Raw genomic sequence first — 21,408 nt, 5'->3', positions numbered from 1 at the left:
CTCCCCTTGCCCGGGCGGAAGGTTCCGCCGCCGGAGGGAAAGCAAGCGATGCGCCAGCCCTCAGCGCAAGCCCTGGCAGAATTCCTGGATCCGCGCGCAGCCCTCCCGCAGGTCGTCTGGCTTGATGGCGTAGGAGATCCGCACATGCGGGCTCATGCCGTAGGCGGCGCCATAGACGGTGCCGACATGGGCCTCCTCCAGCAGGGCCATGGCGAACTCCGCGTCCGTGGTGATTCGCCGCCCGCCGGGCGTGGTGCGGCCGATGCAGCCGGAGATGTCGGGGAAGACGTAGAAGGCGCCTTCCGGCTTGTGGCAGGTGACGCCCCGCGCCTCGTTCAGCATCTCCACCACGAGGTTCCGGCGCACGCGGAAGGACTCCGCCCGCTCCTTCAGGAAGTCCTGCGGCCCGTCCAGCGCCGCCACCGCCGCCGCCTGCCCGATGGAGGAGGCGCCGCCGGTGGACTGACCCTGCATGTTCGTCATGCCCTTGATGAGGGCGCGCGGGCCGCCGCAATAGCCCACGCGCCAGCCCGTCATGGCGTAGGTCTTGGAGACGCCGTTCACCGTCAGCACGCGGTCGCGCAGCGCCGGCTCCACCTGGGCGATCGTGCAGAACTCGAAGCCGTCGTAGAGCAGGTGCTCGTACATGTCGTCGCTCAGCACCATCACCTGCGGGTGGCGCAGGACCACGTCGGCGATGGCGCGCATCTCCGCCCAGGTGCAGGCGGCGCCGGTGGGGTTGTTGGGGAAGTTCAGCACCACCCAGCGGGTGCGGGGGGTGATGGCGGCTTCCAGCTCCTCCGGCCGCAGCTTGAAGCCGTTCGACTGGGGGCAGTCCACCGGCACGGGGGTGGCGCCACCGAGGCGGGCCATGTCGGCGTAGCTGATCCAGAAGGGGCGGGGGATAATCACCTCGTCCCCCGGGTTCAGCGTGGCCATCATGGCGTTGTAGAGGATCTGCTTGCCGCCATTGCCGACGAGGATCTCGTCCAGCTCGTAGTCCAGCCCGTTCTCCCGGTTGAACTTGCGGCGGATGGCTTCCTTGATCGGGGCAGTGCCGGCCAGTGGCGGGTACTTCGTCTGCCCTTCCAGTGCCGCGCGGTTCGCGGCCTCGATGGCGTGGGGCGGGGTGGGGAAGTCCGGCTGGCCCTGGGTGAGGGCGATGACCTTCGCGCCGGAGGCCGCCAGCTCCCGCGAGCGCTGGGTCATCACCACCGAGGCGGAGGGGGCGACGGTGTCCAGGCGGCTGGCGAGGGTGATCATGGCGTCGATCTTCCGGGGCAGGGAGGCAATTGGGATAGGTGGCGGCCCGCTACCCGGCAAGCGCCGTGCCTCCCTATGGGCGCCGGCTTCTGCTAACCCTCGGGCATGTCCCGTCTCTTCATCGCGGCCGGCGCCCTGGCCGGGCTGCTCGCCGTTGGCCTCTCCGCCTATGCGGCGCATGGGCTCGCCCTCAATCCCGCCCGCACGCGGATGATCGACAACGCCCTGACCCAGCAGGGCTGGCACGCGCTGGCGCTGATCGCGGCCGGCATCCTGGCGGAACGCTGGGGCGGCTGGGCCATTAACGGAGCAGGGCTGGCCTTCCTGGCCGGGATGATCCTGTTCTGCGGGGCCGTCTGGTACGTGGCCACCACGGGCCGCAGCCTCGGGCCGGTGGCGCCGACGGGCGGGATGCTGCTGATGCTGGGCTGGCTGCTGCTGGCGATCTCTGCCCTGTTCCAGCGCGCATGATCCGCTCCGCCTACCTGGCGGCCGAGGGGTTTGAGGCGGAGCTGGAAGAAGACCTCCGCCGCGCCGGGCGCCGCATCGGCGGGTGGCACGGGCCGCTGGCGCTCTCGCCGGATCCGGTGCCCGATGGGCCAAACGCCACCCCCTGGGCGCTGGATGTCTGGGACGCGCCGCGGGAAATGCCCGTGCCCTCCATCAAGGCCGCCGCCGACGCGCTGCGGGCGATCCAGCGCAACTGGGGGCTGCTGGACGTGGCGCACCATCGCCGCGCCGCGCTGATCCGGGATGCCCTGCCGGTGCTGCGGCCGAAGCCGATCACCTTCCCCGCCCTGCCGCCCGCCTCGCACCTCGGCGGCTGGACGCTGCTGGCCCCGGACCGGATGCTGGCGAGCCCGACCAAGAGCAGCCCCTTCATCAACGGCGCCCCGGCCTTCGTGGAAGACCGTGAGGGACCGCCCAGCCGGGCCTATCTGAAGTTGTGGGAGGCACTGGTCCGCATCGGCCGCTGGCCGCAGCCCGGCGAGCACTGCCTGGACCTCGGCGCCGTGCCGGGCGGGTGGAGCTGGGCCCTGGCGGAGCTCGGCGCCCGCGTGACGGCGGTGGACAAGGCCGAGATGGACCCGCGCGTGGCCGCGATGCCTGAGGTGACGGTGCGGCGGGAGAGCGCCTTCGGGTTGGATCCATTCCCCGTGGACTGGCTGTTCAGCGACGTGATCTGCTACCCGGCGCGGCTGCTGGGACTGGTCCGCCGCTGGATGGAGGCCGGGGCGGCGAAGAACATTGTCGTCACCATCAAGTTCCAGGGCGAGACGGACCACGAGACGGCGGCCGCCTTCGCGGCCATCCCTGGCGGGGCGGTGTTCCACGGCGCGCACAACAAGCATGAACTGATGTTCGCCTGGCCCGTGGCGCCTAAGGGAGGTGAGGAGACGCCCTGAGCGTGTTGCTGCCCTAGTCTGCCCGGTCCGCGGCTGTAAGGCGCCTCAGAAGCCGTTCAGCCACACAGACAAAAATCTACCCTTTTCGGTCGTACCCTCATCAGCGAGATGACGGGAATGCCCACCGCACGCCTGGCTCTTGCCTCCGATCTTTCGTCACTCCTGGCGCTGTTCGCGGCATCCGAGGTCAGTCGCACCGTCGAATCCGGGACGCCGGCCGAGCGCGTCTGGCAAGAAACCCTGGCGCATCCGGGTGTCCATGTTTTCGTGTCCGATGGGCCGGGGTGCATCGCGGCAAGCTGCATGCTCGTCACCGCACCCAACCTCCTCCGTGGCGGGCGACGACACGGCTTCCTGGAGAACGTCGTCACACATCCCAATTTCCAGGGGCGGGGGCATGGGCGGGCGGTTGTTGCGGCTGCGCTTGCCCGGGCCTGGACAGAGGACTGCCACCACGTCCTGATGCAAAGCGGGCGTGCGGATCCGCGGGTTCACGCCTTTTACGAGACGCTGGGCTTCGTTCCGGGGAGACGGGTGGCGTACGTCGCCGAACGACCGGCCATATCTGTCGGGTGACCTCTCGCACGCAGAGCGACGGTGGAGCGCAGCCCTGGCCAAAGCCACCGGCTGAGGCTGCAGCCTGCTTCAGGGCGCGTCAGCCCCGATCGGCTCGGGGGTGCTGCGCGCGGGCATATGGCCCTTCCAGGCGCCCTCCCGCGCGGCCCAGGCACGGGTGAACTCGGCGCCGAGCAGGAAGACCTGGGCGGAGTAGTAGACCCAGACCAGCACCACGATCAGCGCGCCGGCCGCGCCGTAGCTCTGCGTCATGCCACTGCCGCCGATGTACCAGCCGATCACCGTCTTCCCGACGCTGAACAGGAAGGAGGTGATGACGGCACCCACTGCCACGTCCCGCCAGGCCAGGTGGCGGTCCGGCAGGATCTTGTAGATCGCGGCGAAGAGCAGCGAGGTGAGCCCGACGCCGACCACGAAGTTCACGATCTTCAGCAGGATTTCCAGCGCCGGCACGAAGCCCGTGAGCCAGGAGCCGAAGGCCGAGAGCAGGGCGCTGACCATGAGGGAGACGAGGAGAAGGAAGCCCGTTGCCCCCACCAGTCCGATGGAGAGGGCGCGCGCCTTCACCAGGGCGCCGACGGAGACGGGCTTCGCTTCCGCCTGCCAGATGACGTTGAGCGCGCCCTGCAACTCCGCGAACACGCCGGACGCGGTGACGAAGAGGACGCCGAAGCCGATCAGCGCGGCGAAGCCCTTGCCGCTCGAACTCTCCTGGCTGCCCTTCATCACCTCCACGATGGCCTTGCCGCCTTCCTGCCCGACGAGACCGGTGAGCTGCGCGGAAACGGCCTCGCTGACCGTGTCCCGGCCGAAGAAGAAGCCAGCGATGGCAACGGCGAGGACCAGGAGCGGCGCTATGGAGAAAAGGGTGTAGCAGGCGATCGCCGCCCCCCGCGTCATCGCCTCGTGGTCCACGAAGCCGAGAACGGCGTCCTTCGTGAGGCGCCAGGCCCGACCGAGCATCGTTCTTCCCCGTTCTTCGATGCAGGTGAAAGACGGACGGCGCGGTCGGGTTGCAGCCCCGGGCAGCGCTCCCCGGCGGGTGTGACACTGGGTGAGTTTCTGTCCGGCAGTCACCCCCAGCCGTAAGATTGTTGTGCGGATCGGGCATGCGCGTGGCATAGCTTGCTCCGGCCCCCTCCGGCGCCCTATGGCCGGCTGCACCGAACGGGGAGGCCACGCCATGAACAACCACATTGCCCGCCGCGGCCTGCTGGGCACCGCCCTGGCCTTGCCGGCGCTCCGCCCCGTCCTGGCGCAGGAGGCTTGGCCCGCGCGGCCCGTGCGCCTCCTCATCCCCTTCCCGCCGGGGCAGGCCACGGACACGATCGGGCGCGTGCTGGCCGAGGCCCTCTCCGCCAAGTGGCCGCAGCGCGTGGTGGTGGAGAACCGGGCCGGCGGCGCCGGGGTGGTGGGCACGGAGGCCGGGGCACGGGCGGCGCCGGACGGCTACACCCTGGTGGCCTCCACGTCAGGGACGAACGGGATCAACCCCAGCGTGATCCGCAGCCTGCCCTACGACGCGGAGAAGGACTTCAACTACGTCACGCTGATGTTCACCGTGCCGCTGATGATCGTGGCACACCCCTCCTTCGCGCCGAACGACATCGCGGGGCTGATCGCGGCGGCAAAGGCGGATCCGGGAGGCATCTCCTACGGCAGCGGCGGGCCCGGCACGTCCCAGCACATGTCGGCGGAGCTGTTCTGCTCCAAGGCCGGGGTGAAGCTGACCCACGTGCCCTATCGCGGCAGCGGGCCGGCCATGGCGGACCTGCTGGCGGGCAACATCCCGATGATGTTCGACAGCGTGGCGAGTGCCCTGCCGCATATCCGCGGGGGCCGGATCAAGGCGCTCGGCGTCACCTCCGCGGCACGCGCGCCGCAGCTGCCGGAGGTGCCCGCCATCGCCGAGGCCATCCCGGGCTATGAGGCGATCGGCTGGGCGGGGATCGCCGTGCCCACTGGCACGCCGGAGGCGGTGGTGAACCGGGTGAACGCCGACGTCACGGCCCTGCTGCGAGACCCGGCCTTCGCCGCGCGGGTGGTGCAGCTGGGCGGGGCGCCCGCGCCGCAGACGGTGGCGGAGGCTAACGCCTTCGTGCGGGCGGAGATCGCCAAGTGGCGGGAGGTGGCGCGCAACGCGGACGTGCGGCTGGACAACTGACCCTGCCCGTGTGGCCCGGCCGCCACATCCGGCGGCCGGATGCTGTGGGGCCGCCGCAGGCCGGCGCTGGATAGGGCAGGATAGGGGCATGGTCCGGTTCCGCCCCTTTCGCTCCGCCGCCCCGCTTCTCGGCCTCGGCCTGCTCGCCGCCTGCGCGGGTACGCCGGCGCCCGCCCCGCAGGCCTATGCCCCGGAGGCCGGCTACGATGCCTCCTCCGGCGCCTCGCCGGTGGACGACCGCGCGGCCAGCCGCGCCGCGGCCCGGGCCTACCGTGCCCAGGCGGCCAGGCGCCGCTATCGCGTGCCCGGCCCGCCGGGCGATCCCTGGGGGCCGCATATCCGGGAGGCGGCGAACCGCTATCAGATCTCGGAGGGTTGGGTCCGCGCCATCATGCGGCAGGAGACGGGCGGGCGGATCAACGGCTCGGACGGCCTGCCCATCACCTCGCCCGTGGGCGCCATGGGGCTGATGCAGGTGATGCCGCGCACCTATGAGCGGCTGCGCGACCTGCACGGGCTGGGGGACGACCCCTACGACCCCCGCGACAACATCCTGGCCGGCGCCGCATACATCCGGGAGATGTCGGACCGCTTCGGCGCGCCGGGCTTCGTGGCCGCCTACAATGCGGGGCCGTTGCGGGTGGAGGGCGTGCTTTCCGGCGCCATGATCCTGCCGGACGAGACGGTGAACTACCTCGCCAAGGTGGTGCCGAACCTCGGCACGCCGGTGGCAATGGACGGGGTCTGGGCGGAGGCGGCGGCGGGCTCCTACTCGGGTGGCTACTCCTCGGGCGGCTACGGCACGGGGGTGATGGCCGTCTCCGACGATCCCAGTCTGCGCGCCTTCGACGGCGGCGGGCTCGTGACGCCCAGCGCGCCGACCGGGATGACCTACTAACCCGCCTTCTTCCGCCGAGGCGCCCCGCGCGAGGCCGTGCGGGTGCTGCGCTTGTCCGGATCGTAGCCGCCACCGCCGGGGCCCAGCGGCTTGGGCTTCCAGTCCGCCTTGCTCCGGGCCTCGTGCCCGGAGGGGGGAGGGGCGTCCAGGCCCAGTTCCAGGTTCTCCAGCCGCTTGATCTCGTCGCGCAGGCGGGCGGCGGTCTCGAACTCCAGGTCGGCGGCGGCGGCGCGCATCCGGCGCTCCAGCTCCGAGATGCTGGCGCGCAGGTTGTGGCCGATGAAGTGGGAAGAGGCGTCGTCCTCCACCGCCTCCACCGTGACGTAGTCCTGCTCGTACACGGATTGCAGCACGTCCGCGATGTCGCGCCGGATGGTCTGCGGGGTGATGCCGTGCTCCGTGTTGTAGGCCACCTGCTTGGCGCGGCGGCGATCCGTCTCCTCAATCGCGCGGCGCATGCTGTCCGTCATGCGGTCGGCGTAGAGGATCACGCGCCCCTCCGCGTTGCGCGCGGCGCGGCCGATGGTCTGGATGAGGGAGGTGGTGGAGCGGAGGAAGCCCTCCTTGTCGGCGTCCAGGATGGCGACCATCCGGCACTCCGGGATGTCCAGCCCCTCGCGCAGCAGGTTGATACCGACCAGCACGTCGAAGACGCCGCGGCGGAGGTCGCGGATGATCTCGATCCGCTCCAGCGTGTCCACGTCGGAGTGGAGGTAGCGGACCTTGATGCCCGTCTCCGTCATGTACTCCGTCAGGTCCTCGGCCATCCGCTTGGTCAGCGTGGTGGCCAGCACGCGGCCGCCGGCCGCGATCACGTCGCGGCACTCGGCCAGCAGGTCGTCCACCTGGCCCTCCACGGGGCGGATCTCCACGGGCGGGTCGATGAGGCCGGTGGGGCGGATGACCTGCTCGGCGAAGGTGCCGCCGGTGCGCTCCATCTCCCAGGCGCCGGGCGTGGCGGAGACGAAGAGCGTGTCTGGCCGGAACTGCTCCCACTCCTCGAACTTCAGGGGGCGGTTATCCATGCAGGAGGGCAGGCGGAAGCCGAAATCCGCCAGCACGGACTTCCGCGCGAAGTCGCCGCGCGCCATGCCGCCGATCTGGCCGACGGTGACGTGGCTCTCGTCCACGATCAGCAGGGCGCCTTCCGGCAGGTACTCGAAGAGCGTCGGCGGCGGCTGGCCGGGGCCGCGGCCGGAGAGGTAGCGGGAGTAGTTCTCGATGCCTTTGCAGGCGCCGGTCGTCTCCATCATCTCGATGTCGAAGGTGGTGCGCTGCTCCAGGCGCTGCGCCTCCAGCAGCTTGCCCTCGGATTGCAGGCGGGCCAGCGTCTCCTTCAGCTCGATCTTGATGTCGCGGATGGCCTGGATCAGCGTCGGGCGGGGCGTGACGTAGTGGCTGTTCGCGTAGATCGCCACGCGCTCCATCTCGCCGGCCACCTCGCCCGTCAGCGGGTCGAACTCGCGCAGCCCGTCGATCTCGTCGCCGAACAGGGAGATGCGCCAGGCGCGGTCCTCGAGGTGGGAGGGCCAAACATCCACCGTCTCGCCGCGCAGGCGGAAGGTGCCGCGCTGGAAGGCGGTGTCGTTGCGGCGATACTGCAGCTCCACCAGCGCCTTCACCAGCACGTCGCGGTCGATCTTGCCGCCGACCTCCAGCTTCACGGTCATGTTGCCGTAGGTCTCGACCGAGCCGATGCCGTAGATGCAGGAGACGGAGGCGACGATCACCACGTCCCGCCGCTCGAGCAGCGCCTGGGTGGCCGAGTGGCGCATCCGGTCGATCTGCTCGTTAATCTGGGCGTCCTTCTCGATGTAGGTATCGGTCCGAGGGACGTAGGCTTCCGGCTGGTAGTAGTCGTAGTAGGAGACGAAGTACTCCACGGCATTCTCGGGGAAGAAGGACTTCATCTCCCCGTAGAGCTGGGCGGCCAGGGTCTTGTTCGGCGCCAGGATCAGCGTCGGGCGCTGCACCGCCTCGATTACCTTCGCCATGGTGAAGGTCTTGCCCGATCCCGTGACGCCGAGCAGCACCTGGTCGCGCTCACCCCGCGCGCGCAGCCCTTCCACCAGGTCCGCGATGGCCGTGGGCTGGTCGCCCGCCGGCTCGTAGGGGGAGACGACCTTCAGCGGTTTGCCGCCCTGCGGGGCGGGGCGGCGAATGGGCTGGAAGAGGACGGGCGGCAGGGTATCCATGACCGCGGGAACATAGGGTGGACAGCGGCCGGTTACAGCAGGATTCCGAATCGTCGCGGCGGGTGGCGAGGAGCGGGGATGACGCCTCCGTGATCCCGGGCTAGACTGACCTAACCGCGGCGAGCCCGCGCCATTCAGGCCTACGGGGCAGGATGGCGGGGGAGGGGCGTGGTGGAGTGCCGCCTGGAGACGAGATGTCCGGGTACGGGCCGGGTTAGCACAGCGGTAGTGCAGCGGTTTTGTAAGACAGTAGCGTAACGTTCTCGCAGTACGTTGCACTAACCCCTTCCCAAGTCCATGGAATGGCTTAGAATTTGGTGCAGGGCTGGCGTAGCTCAGTTGGCAGAGCACTCGATTTGTAATCGAGCGGTCCTCGGTTCGATTCCGAGCGCCAGCACCACAAATCAAGTCCACAAGGCCTTTAAGGCGTCAAGTCCATTTTGGCGTCACTTAAGCTGCGTCTTAGTGGCTACTGTACTAGCAACCACTAGACGTAAGTCTTTGTAAACCGAAGGTCGGGGGTTCGATCCCCTCACCCGGCACCACCTCTTACCCCGACCAGGCGCGGCGGAGCCCTCCCGCCGGCTAAATCTTGGCCCCTTGCGGCGAGGATCGATGGCGTCAGAGGTCAGCCCCTTCGAGACCCTGGTCGAGGACGAGGCGTTGCGGATCACCCGGTCTGTCGGCAATCCGGAGCGGCGCGTCGTCTCCTTCACGGGCATCGGCCTGGGGATGGGCGGTATCCAGGTGGAGGAATGGCGCCAGAGCCTTGCCGGCCGGACCGCGACGGTCACCTATGTCACGGACAAGCGACGCTCCTGGTACAACGACATCAGGCAGGCAGTGCTGGACCACTTCCAGGGCCTGCCGAAGGCGGACACGGTCACGCTGGGGAACAGCATGGGAGGCTTCGGCGCCCTTTATTTCGCTTCCATGATTCCGGGCTGCCGGCGCGCCATCGCCTTCTCGCCTCAGTTCAGCGTTCATCCCGACCACATTCCGCCCGAAGAGCACCGGTGGCAGCCTTACAGGGCGGCGATACAGGTCCATACCGTCACGCACGCCCTGGAACATGCGCGGGCCGATATGGAGTACGTGGCATTGTTCGGGGGTAATGAGTGGGAACTCAGGCACGCCCACCGCCTGCTGGGCGTAGCGACGCCGAGAACCCAGATTCATGTGATCGCGGATAGCGGTCATGGGGTAACGCAGGACCTGAAGAGGGCCGGAATCCTCACCGCCCTGTTGAATGTCCTCCTCAGCCCGGCGCCCCTAAGGGCAGGCGAGGTGACCGGGCTCATCCGCTCCGCCGGCCTGCGCTCGAAGGTGCTGCGATAGGGATCGGCCGACCTGCGCCCGGGAAGGTCCCGGGCGCGGTACGGTTCGGATCAGGCGTCCTGCGAGAGGCGCGGCAGGTGGCGGATCTCGTCGGAGTGCCCGACCACAATGTGGGTGGCCATACGAGCGGCCACCAAGCCAACGAGAGCGAAGGCAGAGGCGATCATCATGGGACAGAACCTTTTGCTTCTGTTCCTCCCTATCCCCACACGCAAGGTGGATGCTGCATTGCAGCATGTCCAGGTTTTCATGCATGCAGGAAGTGGAGGGCAGGCGTGCCGGACGGGTGGGGTTACGGTTCACGCATTCCCAACAGTTGCGAATCCATCCCGGTTGGTGGCCCGCACCACGGCGGCAAAGAGGCGCAGCGCCTCCGGCCCGCCCTGATCCAGCAGGGTGCCATTCTCCATCTCCGCGGCCAGGAGTTCCGCGTGCTCTGCAAGGGTTTCCGCCGCGCGCCGCAGCGCCTCGCGGGCGAGGGTGAGCTGAAGGTCGTCCGGCAGGTCGTGCCAGGCGCCGGGGACAGCCACGGCTTCTCCGAAACGGCGGGAGTTGGGCTGCATGAAGGGTTTCCTCCTCCGGAAAGCCCTTCTGGCACGGGACGGCCCCTCTCGGGTGCTGGTCCCAACCTACGGCGCCGGGGGTTAACGCCCGGTAATCACGCCCGACGCAACTCGTATAGGGCGACCGCGGCGGCAGAGGCCACGTTCAGGCTCTCCATTGCCTCCGTGATCGGCAGGCGCACCAGCTCGTCGCAGGTCTCGCGCTGCAGGCGCCGCAGCCCACCGCCCTCGGCGCCGAGGACCAGCCCGACGCGCCGGTCCGTCGGCTTCGCCTCGGCCAGGGTGCGCCCCGCCTCGCCGGCCAGGCCCAGCACCCACGCGCCGCCATCCTGCAGGTGGCGGATGGCGCGGGACAGGTTCACCTCCCGCACCATCGGCACGATCTCCAGCGCGCCGGAGGCGGCGCGGGCCAGGGCGCCCGTCTCCGGCGGGGCGTGGCGGTCCTGCACCACCACGGCGGCTGCGCCGAAGGCGGCGGCGGCGCGCAGGATGGCGCCGACGTTACGCGGGTCCGTCACCTGGTCCAGCAGCAGCACGGGGCCGTCCGAGGCCTTCAGCGCATCGTCCAGCGCCACCTGGGGCAGGGGCTCCGCCAGCAGGGCGGCGCCCTGGTGGACCGAATCCTCGGGCAGGAAGGTGTGGAACCGGGCGCGGTCCTCCACCCGCTCCGGCTGGAGCTTGCGGGCGGCGAAGGTGCCTTCCGGCAGGCGCTCCTTCAGCGCGGCCTCGGCATCCGCCGTCAGCAGCAGGCGGCGCAGGCGGCGGCGGGGGTTCAGCAAGGCCGCCGCCACCGCGTGAAGCCCGTGCAGCCACAGGGTGTTGGCGGGGGCGCGGTCCTCCTCGCGCCGGTCCGGGCGCGGCGAATCCGGGCGGCCGCGGCCGGCGGAAGGGGAAGCGGAATCGCGCCGTGTCGGCGGGCCGGATTCGCCGCGATGGAACTCCTGCCGCGGGAACTCTGGCCGCTGGAATTCGGGGCGCGACCCGGGGCGGGCCTGGCGCGGGGCCACGGGCGGCTTGCCGGGCGCGCGTTCCCCGGGGGCGGGCGGCTCCCCGCCCTTCCAGCCCCGCTTGCCGTCGAAGGCGCGGGGGCGGCTGGGCTTGCCGGTGCCGGGACCGCCGGGGGGATTGCCCGAGGCATTGGAAGAACGGGGGCCGTGGGGCCTGCGGGGCGGTGACATGGCGGCATCCTGCAAATCGCGGCGCCCGCCGCAAGGCATCCTACGGAACGCACCGCGCATGATCCACATGCGTTGACAGGGCCGCCTCTTCTCGGATAGTCCCCCGGCTCCCGCCCGTCAGGGTTGGGGACACCCTGTGGAGGGGTGCCCGAGTGGCTAAAGGGGACGGACTGTAAATCCGTTGGCTCGCGCCTACGTTGGTTCGAATCCAACCCCCTCCATGTGTCCCATCCCCCTGTTCGGCGCGGTGCGCGCGCGGCGGTCCATCCCGGGCCGGCGGGTTCGGTCGGCGGGTGTAACTCAATGGTAGAGTTCCAGCCTTCCAAGCTGGCAATGCGGGTTCGATTCCCGTCACCCGCTCCAACCGCGCTGCTAGGCGGCCCGGCCCTTCCCGGGGCCTGAAAAGCGCCGCCTTCATCACCACCTAGCGATCACAACAGGCCCTGCACCCGCAGGCAGGGGGCCTGCCCGGCCCCCGGAGAGATAGGACGCGACGCGAATGGCGAAGGCGAAGTTCGAGCGGAACAAGCCGCACTGCAACATCGGGACGATTGGTCACGTTGACCACGGCAAGACGTCCCTGACGGCGGCGATCACGAAGGTTCTGGCGAAGTCGGGTGGTGCGTCGTTCACGGCGTACGACCAGATCGACAAGGCGCCCGAGGAGCGCGCGCGCGGCATCACGATCTCGACGGCGCATGTCGAGTACGAGACGGCCAACCGCCACTACGCGCACGTGGACTGCCCCGGCCACGCCGACTACGTGAAGAACATGATCACGGGTGCGGCGCAGATGGACGGCGCGATCCTGGTGGTCTCGGCGGCCGACGGCCCGATGCCGCAGACGCGCGAGCACATCCTGCTGGCCCGCCAGGTCGGCGTGCCGGCGCTGGTGGTGTTCCTGAACAAGGTCGACATGGCCGACCCCGACCTGCTGGAGCTGGTCGAGATGGAGGTGCGCGAGCTCCTCTCCTCCTACCAGTTCCCGGGCGACGACATCCCGATCATCCACGGCTCCGCGCTGATGGCCCTCGAGGACAAGCAGCCCGAGATCGGCGAGCAGGCGATCCTGAAGCTGATGGAGGCGGTGGACGCCTATATCCCGCAGCCGGAGCGCCCGAAGGACCTGCCGTTCCTGATGCCGATCGAGGACGTGTTCTCGATCTCCGGCCGCGGCACCGTGGTGACCGGCCGCGTTGAGCGCGGCATCGTCAAGGTGGGCGAGGAAGTCGAGATCGTCGGCCTGAAGGACACCGTGAAGACGACGGTGACGGGCGTCGAGATGTTCCGCAAGCTGCTGGACAGCGGCGAGGCGGGCGACAACATCGGCGCGCTGCTGCGCGGCACGAAGCGCGAGGACGTGGAGCGCGGGCAGGTTCTGTCCAAGCCCGGCGCGATCACGCCGCACACGCAGTTCAAGGCCGAGGCCTACATCCTGACGAAGGAGGAGGGCGGTCGCCACACGCCGTTCTTCACGAACTACCGGCCGCAGTTCTACTTCCGCACGACCGACGTGACGGGCGTGGTGAAGCTGCCCGAGGGCGTGGAGATGGTGATGCCGGGCGACAACGTCGCCATGGACGTGGAGCTCATCGCCCCGATCGCCATGGACCAGGGCCTGCGCTTCGCCATCCGCGAGGGCGGCCGCACCGTCGGCGCCGGCGTCGTCGCCAGCATCCAGAAGTAATCCGACCGAGGAGGGGCGGCACCGCCGCCCCTCCTCATCTCCGGCGATGCCGAGCTTTCGCGACGTCATCGTCGCCCCGACCGCCGCCATGGGCTGGAGGCCCGAGCCCCACGAGCTGAAGACCGGCCCGATCTGGCCCGACTTCGCTGCCCAGGTGGACGCGCGCCACTGCCGCGGCCTTCACCCCACTCCCTACGACACCGCGCCCGACCCGCCCGCCGGCCCTCTTCCCGCCATCGCGGAAGCCGCCTGGTGCGGCCCCTGGTGCTTCCATTTCGGCCACGCGATCGTCGATTTCGGCATGCGGATTCTCGCTTCCGCCCGAAGCTGGCCCGGCCTCCCACTCCTCTTCACGCCGGATCCGCGTGGCGACAGCCCGCCCGGCTTCTTCTGGGCCATCCTGGACGCCTGGGGCGTCGGGCGCGATCGCGTCGTTCTCGTGCGGGAGCCGGTGACGGTCCGCACCCTCCACGTCCTCCCCCAGGCCGAGCGGATGCACGGCCCGCCCCCCGACCCCGCCTATCTCGACCTGCTGGATGCTGCCGTCGCCGGCCCGGCCGACCCCGACCTCGCCGGCCGCACCGTCCTCCTCTCCCGCGCGCGCGTCACGCCGCGGAGCCTTGAAGGCAGGATCGCGGGGGAGGCCTTCATCGACTCCGTCCTTGCCGCGGCCGGGGTTGTCGTGGCCCATCCCGAGGCCCTGCCGGTCGCCGCGCAGATCCGCCTGTACCGCTCCGCCGGCCGCCTCCTCTTCTCCGAAGGGTCCGCGCTGCACGGTTTGCAGCTTGTCGGCCGCGTCGCCGCGTCCGTCGACGTCCTCGTTCGCCGCCCCGGGGAGCGCATGGCCGAGGCCGCCGTCTCCGCGCGCTCCCCAGACGCCGCCTGGCTCGACGCAACCGCGGGCCAGGTGGAGGGAATGCGGCGCGACGGCCTGCCCGATGCTGGCACCGGCATCACGGCCCTCGACCCCGACCGTCTCCTCCCGATGCTCGGGGAGCGCCTCGGAATCGACCTCGCCCCCCATTGGGACGCCCGCGCCTTCCGCGAGGCCGCCCGCCTCGATCTCCGCCGCTGGATCGCCCACCGCGCCACGCTCCGGCACCGCCACCACGACCCCGAGGGCGATGCCGCGACGGTCGCGCGCACCGCCGCCGGCGTCGCCCTGCTGGCCGAGCCGCAGGGTCTCGTGCAGGGCTGGACCGACGCCGTGGAGGCCGCCCGCCGCCGCGAGAAGGCGGTAGCGGGCGACGCCGCCGAAGGTCTCGCCTCCCTTCTCGGCATCGATCCCGGCCAGTTTTCCCGCCCGAAGCCCGGCGCCGCCGCCCTGGTCGGGTCCTGCGAGGTGGTGGACGTCCTCGGCCCTCTCGGCCCCGGCGCTGGCCCGCACGGCGCTGACCCGGCTCTTCGTGCCCGCATCCGCGCAGCCTGGGCGCGCAAGGCCTGGCTAGAGCGCGCCCGGGCGCTCAACGAGGCTTTCCTCGCGCATGTCCCGCACCGGCACATCCCCGCTCCCCTGAGCGGCGGGGAGGCCGCCCTGCTCGGCAGCCTGCCCCTGGGGCAGTATCAGGTGTCGCTCCTTCTCGACGGCGACCGGCCACTCCTCCTCGTCGCCCTCGGCCCCGTGCCGGTCGGCCTCTACCACCCCGCCGACAGCCTTTTCCTCGTCCTCTCCGCCCATGCGCCCGACCCGCGCGCCGCGCTGCGAACCCTCCTCGAGCACCTACTTTCCCGCCCGGGCCTCTGGCTCGACTGGATGCGCCGCGCCACCGGCGCCGGCCTGCGCCGCGCCCTCGTCATCGCCGACCAGCACCCCGGCCACTTCATCCGCCAAAGCCTCGCTTGGCTCGACCGAGAGGAGGCGGCGATCCGCGCCTTCGTGCGCGACGGCGGGCTTCTCGTGGCGGCGCCGGACCTCTGCGCCCTCGACCCCTTCGCGGTGCTTCCCTCTCTCGCCCAGCTCGACCGCCTCACCCTCCCCGGGGACCGCCTCACCGACGCGCTGCTCGCGGGCGGCTACGACGCGCACCGCGTCTATCGCGCCAACTTCTACCCAGACGCCGCCTGGCTGCGCCGCCGCCTCGCACCGCTGATCGCCGCCGCCCCGCCGCCCCCGCCGGGGCGGCGCTACTGCGCCATGATCTCCCTCGACGCGGATGGCCGCCGCACCGCGAACGAGCCGGAAGCCCTCCGCTCCCTTCTGCGCACCCTGGCCGAGGCCTGCGCGAGGGATGGCAGCGCCCTCGACCTTGTCTGGGATGCCTGGGCAGCCCCCGCGCGCCCCTGGGAGGCGGATACGGTCGCCGGGCGTGCCGAACCCCTCGTCGCCGCCATCCTCGACGGGCTGGACGCCCCGATCGGGGAGCAGCGGCGCGTCTTCGGCCTCTCCCCCCTTGAGAAGCTGCCGGAGATCCTGCGCTGCGACCTCGTCGTCTCGGCGCAAGGCGTCATCACCCAGCTCTCCTCCTGGCTGCTGCGCCGCCCGACCATCACCTGGGCCCGCAACGGCGCCCGGCGCGTCGAGCTGGACGAGGCCACGGCGCACGAGATCGACCCCCGTGCCCTCGCCGATGCCCCCGGGGAGGACAGAGGGAACCGCGTCCTCCTCGCTCCCTGGGGCGTGGAGGACGCCCTGCGCCGCGCGGCTGGTGCCCGGCTGGATATCCGCCCGACCCACCCGCCGCCGGAAGGCCGATGACGGAGGCCTCGTCCGCGACGCGTCGGAGAGGCATCCGCTCGCCCGACAGCCTCGTCCCGGAAATGCGGCGGGCCTGGGTGCGGTGCGGAGAGCTGGCGGCCGGTTAGTAAAGCCTTCTGCGCAGGCCGAGGCGCGCCCTTTCCCGTTCCCACCCCTCCTGCCAGTTTGCGCGAATGGAGGAACCCGGCCCCGACCCGATCATCCCCGCGGCGCCGGCGCTCTCAGGGCAGGCCCGGCGCGATGCGGCGCTGCGGGCGGCGCGCGACATGGCCGCGCTCTGCGGGCTGGACCTGCGGCACTTCCGCTACCCCGGGCGGGAGCCGGACCCTAAGTACGGGCCAGCGGCCCTCACCGCGGCCTGCGAGGTGGTGGACCTCTTCGGCCCCCTCGGCCCCGGGGATGGGCCGCATGGCCAGGACGAGGCGCTGCACGGGCGGATCCGGGCCGCCTACGCCCACCGCACCTGGATGGCCCGCTACAAGGCCCTGAACGCCGCCTTCCTGGTGCATGAGGACGGGCGCAGCATTCCCGCGCCGGTTTCGGGGCAGGAGGCGCTGGTCCTCGGCAGCGTGCCGTTCCAGCACCTCCAGATCACGCCCTGCCTGGACGGGGGGCGGCTGCTCCTGCTGGTCTCCATCGGCTACATGCCCGTGGGCCTGTTCCACCCGGTTGAGCGGCTCTTCCTGGTCCTCACCGATTTCCGGCTGGACATGCGCGGCACGCTGCGGACCGTGCTGGAAGGGTTCCTGCTCCGCCCGCTGCCCTGGGCGGGCTGGCTCCGCCGGGCCACGCGGGGCGGGCTGCGCCGGGCCTTTCTGATCGGCGACAACCGCCCGAGCCACTACCTCCGCCAGAGCCTGGCCTATCTGGACGAGCAGGAGGCGGCCATCCTCGGCTTCGGGGAGAAGGGCGGGATGCTGCTCGTGGCGCCGGACCTCTGCGCCATGGACCCCTTCGCGGTCTTTCCCACCCTGGCGTCGTTGGACCGGCTGAGCGTGGGGAGCGACCGCCTGACGGACACCGTCCTCCTCTCCGGGCTGGACGCGCATCGCGTCTATCGCTTCGGCGGCTATCCGGACGCGGCCTGGCTCTCGGTGCGGCTGGCACCGTTGATCGAGGGCGTGCCGCCCGGACCGTCAGGACGGTTCCGAGTGATGATCTCGCTGGATGCGGAGCGGCAGCGCGTGGTGAACGCGGTGGAGGCTTTTCGCTACGTCCTCCGCCGCCTCGGCGCCGCCTGCGCGGCGGCGGGGCTGGAGCTGGAGGTGGTGTGGGACGGCTGGACCCTTTCCGGCCCGCCCACCCCCAAGGACAAGGAGGTGATGGGACGGATCGAAGCCATGGCTGCCGCCATCACGGAAGGGCTGGAGGTGCCGCTGGCGGAGCAGATGCGGATCTTCGGCCGGTCCGCGGCGGGGAAGGTGCCGGTGCTGGCCCGCTGCGACCTGGCGCTGACCACACGCGGCACGGGGGCGATGATCACTTCCTGGCTGCTGCGGCGGCCGACCATCACCTTTCATCACCCCCGCGCCGGGGCGAGCTGGGATTACCTTGACCGCTCCACCGTGACGGACGTGGATCCTCGGGCTATCGGCGAGCCGCCGGCGGACGACCCGCTGGCAGCGCGGCACCAGCGCTTCACCCTTGCGCCCTGGGGGCTGGAGGAAGCGCTGGGCCGGGCTCTGGAGGGCCGGCTGGCCCTACCGCCCCTTCAGGAGGCAACGCTGTAGGGCGCTGCCTTTCGGCGTGAGGCCTTGAGCCGGAGCTGCCTCAGTCCCCGGCGGCCAGACGGATGCGCGGGCGGGTCTCCGTCATCATCCGCTCGTACAGCGCCTCGTAGTCCGCGGCCATGCGGTCGGCGGTGAAGCGCTCCTCAAAGCGGCGGCGGATGCGGGCGCGGTCCAGGGTGGGCAGCCGGGCCACGGCGGCGGCGGCCTCCTCCTCGTTGCGGACGATGAAGCCCGTCAGCCCGTCCTCCACCACCTCCGGCACGGAGCCGGCGGGATAGGCGATCACGGGGGTGCCGCAGGCCATTGCCTCGATCATCACCAGCCCAAAGGGTTCAGGCCAGTCGATCGGCAGCAGCAGGGCGCGGGCGCCGGAGAGGAAGCCGGGCTTCCGGATGTCGCAGATCTCGCCCACGAAATCGACGTCGGCGCCGCCGAGCAGGGGCTCGATCTCCTTCGCGAAGTACTCGGCGTCCACCTTGTCCACCTTTGCGGCCATCTTCAGCGGCACGCCGGAGAGGGACGCGATCTTGATGGCGCGGTCAGGCCGCTTCTCCGGGCAGATGCGGCCGAGGAAGGCGAGATATCCATCCGAGCCATCGCCGGATGGGCTCCCCTGGGGCGTCAGCAGGTCGCGCGGCAGGCCGTGGTGGATCGTGGCGGCCCAGTTGGCCCGGGGCAGGGGGCGGCGCTGGGCGTCGGAGATGGAGACCACCCGCGCCTCCGGGAAGGCGTCGAAGACCGGCTCCAGCTCCGGCAGGTCCAGGCGGCCGTGCAGCGTCGTCACCCAGGGCACGGATTGCCGGCTGAAGAGGGAGAAGGGCAGGTAGTCCAGGTGGAAGTGGATGGCGTCGAACTCCGCCGCCCGGCGCGCCACCGTCTCCAGCATCAGCATGTGGGGGGCGCAGCAGTCCCTAACTGTGGGGTCCAGGCGTAGGGCCTTGTCGCGCATCGGGACGAGGTTCGCCTTCGTCACCGCGTCCGCGGTCGCGAAGAGCGTGACCTCGTGGCCGCGCTCCACCAGCGCTTCCGTGAGGAAGGAGACGATCCGCTCTGTCCCGCCATAGAGCTTGGGGGGAACGGCCTCGTGCAGCGGTGCAACCTGGGCAATACGCATCACGGCTTCTCCTGCAAGGGGCGCCTCCCGCCGCTTAACTTTTCTTGTCTTCTGCCTCCCAACGCAGGGAATGCGGCTGAAAAGGGGCAGTTGCACCCCAATCCCGCCAGAAACTGATGCCGTTCCAGGCGCTTTGCCCTTCCGCAGGGCCCGGCAAGGGCCGGTCCGGCCGCGCGCGGCGGCTGGAAGGGGAGGGAAGGCACGTCTCTCGGAAGGATCGCGTCCCGGCTCCGTCGGGACCGGGCGAGAAGGACTCTGCATGTCGGCAACCGTCTTCGGCGCTTCCCGGACCACCCGGCCCGAGAGCCTGGTCCGCCCTCCTGCACGCGAATCCCAGGACGACCGTGTGGCGCTGCTGCCCTATGCCGAGAGGCCCATCGCCTTCCTGCTGCGCTACGTGCTGTTGCACCGGGCGGCGCACGCCGTGGTTCTGGCGGCCGTGCTGGCGGCGGTGGGCTGCTCCGTGGGCTCGCAATACGCGGTGAAGCACCTGGTGGACACGCTCGCGGCCGGGCCCGGGGCGGGCGGCGCCCCCTGGATGGCGCTGGGCGTGCTGGGGACCATCGTGGCGGGGGACAACCTCCTCTGGCGCCTCGGCGGCTGGATCGCAGCGGACAGCTTCACGCGGGTTACGGGCGACCTGCGCTCGGACCTGTTCCACCACCTCTCAGGCCACGCGCCGGACTACTTCGCGGAGCGCTCGCCGGGGCTGATGGCCGGGCGGATCAGCGCCACCGCCAATGCCGCCTGGACCGTTCTCTCCACCATCACCTGGAACGCGCTGCCGCCCATGGTCGCGGTCTGCGTCGCCATCGCCTTCCTGGCGGGGGTGGATCCGGTGATGGCCGGGGTGCTGTTCACGATCGCCGCCGGGATGGCCGCGCTGCTCACCTGGGCCGCCGGGCGCGGGCGCGACCTGCACCAGGACTACGCCGCGAAAGCCGCGGCGGTGGATGGGGAACTGGTGGACGTGGTGCAGAACATCGGCCTCGTCCGCGCCTTCGGCGCCACGATCCGGGAGCGCCAGCGCTTCGGCACGACGGTCGGGCAGGAGGTCGCCTCCCGCAAGCGCAGCCTGCGCTACCTGGAAAAGCTGCGCCTGGCCCATGCCGTGGCGACGGTGGCGCTGACGGTGGGGCTGCTCTGCTGGGCGCTGCTGCTCTGGCAGGCCGGGCGGGCGACCACGGGCGACGTGGTGATGGCCTGCGGCCTGGGCTTCGTGATCCTGCACGGCACCCGCGATCTGGCTGTGGCGCTGGTGGAGCTGACCCAGCACGTCGCGCGCCTGTCCGAGGCGGTGCGGGCGCTGCTGGTGCCGCATGCCCTGGCTGACCGGGAGGACGCGGCGCCGATCAGTGCGCGGGGCGGGGCCGTGTCCTTCCAGGACGTCTCCTTCGCCTATCCCGGCAGCGGCCACGTGCTGCGGCACTTCGACCTCTCCATCGCGCCGGGGGAGAGGGTCGGGCTGGTCGGGCGCTCCGGCTCGGGCAAGTCCACGGCGCTGGCGCTGCTGCAGCGGCTTGGGGCGCCGGGATCCGGGCGCATCCTGATCGACGGGCAGGATATCGCCGGCGCCACCCAGGCGAGCCTGGCGGCCATGCTGGCGGTGGTGCCGCAGGATGTTTCCCTGTTCCAGCGGTCCGTGCTGGAGAACATCCGCTACGGCCGCCCGGACGCGACGGATGCGGAGGTCCTGCGCGCCGCCGAGGCCGCCCACTGCCGGGAGTTCATCGAGGCGCTGCCGCAGGGCTTCCGGACGGAGGTGGGGCAGCGCGGCGCCCGTCTCTCCGGCGGGCAGCGGCAGCGGCTGGCGATCGCCCGCGCCCTGCTGAAGGACGCGCCGATCCTGCTGCTGGACGAGGCGACCTCCGCCCTGGACACGGAATCCGAGGAGGCGGTGCAGGCGGCGCTGGAGCGGCTGATGCGCGGGCGCACCGTGATCGCGGTGGCGCATCGCCTCTCCACCCTGCGGGGCTTCGACCGGATCGTTGTGGTGGGCGAGGGGCAGGTGCGGGAGCAGGGATCCCCCGCCGAGCTGGCCGCCCGGCCCGGGCCGTGGCGCGCCCTGCTGGAAGCGCCGGAGCCGGTGGGCTGACGACGCAGGGCGCCGACGGCAGGGCTGGACAAGCCCCGCCGCGCCACGGAGAAGAGCCGGGGTGGAGGGCGGCATGTCCGATGGGCGCGGTGTGGAGCTGGCCGGGTTCTGGCCGCGGGTGGCGGCGCAGCTGATCGATGCCGCCTGGATGCTGCCGCTGGGGCTGATCCTCTCCGTGATGGGAGAGGGGCTTCGCGGCGGGCAGGACCTCTCGCCCGGCGCGGACCTGCTGCTCCAGCTCATCTCCGCGCTCATCATCCTCCTCTTCTGGGTCACGCGGCAGGCAACGCCGGGCAAGCTGGTCATGCGGCTGCGGGTCGTGGATGCCGATACGGGGGGTATGCCGCCCTTTCCGCGGCTGGTGGCCCGCTACATCGGCTACATCGTCTCCGGCCTTCCGCTGGGGCTGGGCTATCTCTGGATGCTCTGGGACCCGCGCCGGCAGTGCTGGCACGACCGGCTGGCCCGCACCCTGGTGGTGCAGGACCCGCCCCCGCGGGACTGAG

17 protein-coding genes and 3 tRNA genes are annotated in these 21,408 nt (G+C 71.1%); 14 read left to right on the top strand and 6 right to left on the bottom strand.

Annotation, left to right across the window (positions count from 1 at the left end):
- Positions 1-60: 60 nt before the first annotated feature.
- A complete protein-coding gene (locus tag NRP21_RS05295) occupies positions 61-1,263 on the bottom strand; it encodes a pyridoxal phosphate-dependent aminotransferase (protein ID WP_257715133.1) in 1,203 nt (400 codons plus the stop codon).
- Positions 1,264-1,368: 105 nt separating this feature from the next.
- Here NRP21_RS05295 and NRP21_RS05290 point away from each other — a divergent pair, with 105 nt between their 5' ends.
- The 3 genes from NRP21_RS05290 (at position 1,369) to NRP21_RS05280 (ending at position 3,245) form a co-directional block, all read left to right on the top strand.
- A complete protein-coding gene (locus NRP21_RS05290; RefSeq protein ID WP_257715132.1) occupies positions 1,369-1,734 on the top strand; it encodes a DUF423 domain-containing protein in 366 nt (121 codons plus the stop codon).
- A complete protein-coding gene (locus tag NRP21_RS05285) occupies positions 1,731-2,669 on the top strand; it encodes an SAM-dependent methyltransferase (protein ID WP_257715131.1) in 939 nt (312 codons plus the stop codon). Before NRP21_RS05290 ends, NRP21_RS05285 begins: the two co-directional genes overlap by 4 nt.
- Positions 2,670-2,786: 117 nt before the next feature.
- Positions 2,787-3,245: a GNAT family N-acetyltransferase gene (locus NRP21_RS05280; protein ID WP_257715130.1), complete on the top strand. Its 459-nt coding sequence runs from the start codon at positions 2,787-2,789 to the stop codon at positions 3,243-3,245.
- Between the two features lie 69 nt (positions 3,246-3,314).
- Here NRP21_RS05280 and NRP21_RS05275 read toward each other — a convergent pair whose 3' ends face one another.
- Positions 3,315-4,208, bottom strand: a complete 894-nt coding sequence (locus NRP21_RS05275; RefSeq protein ID WP_257715129.1) for a YihY/virulence factor BrkB family protein — start codon at positions 4,206-4,208, stop codon at positions 3,315-3,317.
- 220 nt (positions 4,209-4,428) lie between these two features.
- On the opposite strand from NRP21_RS05275, the gene NRP21_RS05270 reads away from it, so the two are divergent.
- Both NRP21_RS05270 and NRP21_RS05265 read left to right on the top strand, forming a co-directional pair.
- The gene (locus tag NRP21_RS05270; RefSeq protein WP_257715128.1) at positions 4,429-5,409 is read left to right on the top strand and encodes a Bug family tripartite tricarboxylate transporter substrate binding protein; all 981 of its coding nucleotides are present in this window, start codon (positions 4,429-4,431) and stop codon (positions 5,407-5,409) included.
- Positions 5,410-5,497: 88 nt separating this feature from the next.
- Complete coding sequence (locus tag NRP21_RS05265; protein WP_257715127.1) at positions 5,498-6,307, top strand: lytic transglycosylase domain-containing protein; 810 nt, start codon at positions 5,498-5,500, stop codon at positions 6,305-6,307.
- Here the strand turns inward: NRP21_RS05265 and uvrB are convergent.
- Positions 6,304-8,502 carry an excinuclease ABC subunit UvrB gene (uvrB, locus tag NRP21_RS05260; protein ID WP_257715126.1) on the bottom strand — a complete coding sequence of 733 codons (2,199 nt, stop codon included), beginning with the start codon at positions 8,500-8,502 and terminating at the stop codon, positions 6,304-6,306. The two genes, NRP21_RS05265 and uvrB, sit on opposite strands and share 4 nt — an antisense overlap.
- 324 nt (positions 8,503-8,826) lie before the next feature.
- On the opposite strand from uvrB, the gene NRP21_RS05255 reads away from it, so the two are divergent.
- Positions 8,827-8,902 (top strand) — tRNA-Thr (locus tag NRP21_RS05255).
- Between the two features lie 215 nt (positions 8,903-9,117).
- Entirely contained in the window at positions 9,118-9,840 is a 723-nt protein-coding gene (locus NRP21_RS05250; protein WP_257715125.1) for an esterase family protein, read from the top strand.
- 299 nt (positions 9,841-10,139) lie between these two features.
- Here NRP21_RS05250 and NRP21_RS05245 read toward each other — a convergent pair whose 3' ends face one another.
- Both NRP21_RS05245 and NRP21_RS05240 read right to left on the bottom strand, forming a co-directional pair.
- On the bottom strand, positions 10,140-10,403 hold the full coding sequence (locus NRP21_RS05245) for a hypothetical protein (protein ID WP_257715124.1): 264 nt from the start codon (positions 10,401-10,403) through the stop codon (positions 10,140-10,142).
- A gap of 95 nt (positions 10,404-10,498) precedes the next feature.
- Entirely contained in the window at positions 10,499-11,218 is a 720-nt protein-coding gene (locus NRP21_RS05240) for a TrmH family RNA methyltransferase (RefSeq protein WP_257715536.1), read from the bottom strand.
- A gap of 501 nt (positions 11,219-11,719) precedes the next feature.
- Here NRP21_RS05240 and NRP21_RS05235 point away from each other — a divergent pair.
- From NRP21_RS05235 to NRP21_RS05215, 5 genes are all read left to right on the top strand, one after another.
- Positions 11,720-11,802 (top strand) — tRNA-Tyr (locus NRP21_RS05235).
- Positions 11,803-11,870: 68 nt separating this feature from the next.
- A tRNA-Gly gene (locus NRP21_RS05230) sits at positions 11,871-11,944 on the top strand.
- 136 nt (positions 11,945-12,080) lie between these two features.
- Positions 12,081-13,268: an elongation factor Tu gene (gene tuf, locus NRP21_RS05225; RefSeq protein WP_257715108.1), complete on the top strand. Its 1,188-nt coding sequence runs from the start codon at positions 12,081-12,083 to the stop codon at positions 13,266-13,268.
- 46 nt (positions 13,269-13,314) lie between these two features.
- On the top strand, positions 13,315-15,963 hold the full coding sequence (locus NRP21_RS05220; protein ID WP_257715123.1) for a glycosyltransferase family 61 protein: 2,649 nt from the start codon (positions 13,315-13,317) through the stop codon (positions 15,961-15,963).
- A 173-nt stretch (positions 15,964-16,136) separates the two neighbouring features.
- Positions 16,137-17,693 carry a hypothetical protein gene (locus NRP21_RS05215; protein ID WP_257715122.1) on the top strand — a complete coding sequence of 519 codons (1,557 nt, stop codon included), beginning with the start codon at positions 16,137-16,139 and terminating at the stop codon, positions 17,691-17,693.
- Between the two features lie 40 nt (positions 17,694-17,733).
- Here NRP21_RS05215 and NRP21_RS05210 read toward each other — a convergent pair whose 3' ends face one another.
- The gene (locus NRP21_RS05210) at positions 17,734-18,807 is read right to left on the bottom strand and encodes a glycosyltransferase family 4 protein (protein WP_257715121.1); all 1,074 of its coding nucleotides are present in this window, start codon (positions 18,805-18,807) and stop codon (positions 17,734-17,736) included.
- A gap of 259 nt (positions 18,808-19,066) precedes the next feature.
- Here NRP21_RS05210 and NRP21_RS05205 point away from each other — a divergent pair, with 259 nt between their 5' ends.
- Complete coding sequence (locus NRP21_RS05205) at positions 19,067-20,902, top strand: ABC transporter ATP-binding protein (RefSeq protein ID WP_257715120.1); 1,836 nt, start codon at positions 19,067-19,069, stop codon at positions 20,900-20,902.
- 73 nt (positions 20,903-20,975) lie between these two features.
- A complete protein-coding gene (locus NRP21_RS05200; protein ID WP_257715119.1) occupies positions 20,976-21,407 on the top strand; it encodes an RDD family protein in 432 nt (143 codons plus the stop codon).
- The last annotated feature ends 1 nt before the right edge of the window (position 21,408 follow it).

It is taken from the genome of Roseomonas populi (assembly GCF_024594815.1).
Lineage (GTDB): Bacteria > Pseudomonadota > Alphaproteobacteria > Acetobacterales > Acetobacteraceae > Roseomonas > Roseomonas populi.
Note: the sequence above shows the minus strand (reverse complement) of the source record. Positions and strands in the feature narration are given on the sequence as shown.

Coding starts and splice junctions, on each gene's coding strand:
- NRP21_RS05295 (WP_257715133.1), bottom strand. CDS start 1,263: ATGATCACCCTCGCCAGCCGCCTGGACACCGTCGCCCCCTCCGCCTCG.
- NRP21_RS05290 (WP_257715132.1), top strand. CDS start 1,369: ATGTCCCGTCTCTTCATCGCGGCCGGCGCCCTGGCCGGGCTGCTCGCC.
- NRP21_RS05285 (WP_257715131.1), top strand. CDS start 1,731: ATGATCCGCTCCGCCTACCTGGCGGCCGAGGGGTTTGAGGCGGAGCTG.
- NRP21_RS05280 (WP_257715130.1), top strand. CDS start 2,787: ATGCCCACCGCACGCCTGGCTCTTGCCTCCGATCTTTCGTCACTCCTG.
- NRP21_RS05275 (WP_257715129.1), bottom strand. CDS start 4,208: ATGCTCGGTCGGGCCTGGCGCCTCACGAAGGACGCCGTTCTCGGCTTC.
- NRP21_RS05270 (WP_257715128.1), top strand. CDS start 4,429: ATGAACAACCACATTGCCCGCCGCGGCCTGCTGGGCACCGCCCTGGCC.
- NRP21_RS05265 (WP_257715127.1), top strand. CDS start 5,498: ATGGTCCGGTTCCGCCCCTTTCGCTCCGCCGCCCCGCTTCTCGGCCTC.
- uvrB (WP_257715126.1), bottom strand. CDS start 8,502: ATGGATACCCTGCCGCCCGTCCTCTTCCAGCCCATTCGCCGCCCCGCC.
- NRP21_RS05250 (WP_257715125.1), top strand. CDS start 9,118: ATGGCGTCAGAGGTCAGCCCCTTCGAGACCCTGGTCGAGGACGAGGCG.
- NRP21_RS05245 (WP_257715124.1), bottom strand. CDS start 10,403: ATGCAGCCCAACTCCCGCCGTTTCGGAGAAGCCGTGGCTGTCCCCGGC.
- tuf (WP_257715108.1), top strand. CDS start 12,081: ATGGCGAAGGCGAAGTTCGAGCGGAACAAGCCGCACTGCAACATCGGG.
- NRP21_RS05220 (WP_257715123.1), top strand. CDS start 13,315: ATGCCGAGCTTTCGCGACGTCATCGTCGCCCCGACCGCCGCCATGGGC.
- NRP21_RS05215 (WP_257715122.1), top strand. CDS start 16,137: ATGGAGGAACCCGGCCCCGACCCGATCATCCCCGCGGCGCCGGCGCTC.
- NRP21_RS05210 (WP_257715121.1), bottom strand. CDS start 18,807: ATGCGTATTGCCCAGGTTGCACCGCTGCACGAGGCCGTTCCCCCCAAG.
- NRP21_RS05205 (WP_257715120.1), top strand. CDS start 19,067: ATGTCGGCAACCGTCTTCGGCGCTTCCCGGACCACCCGGCCCGAGAGC.
- NRP21_RS05200 (WP_257715119.1), top strand. CDS start 20,976: ATGTCCGATGGGCGCGGTGTGGAGCTGGCCGGGTTCTGGCCGCGGGTG.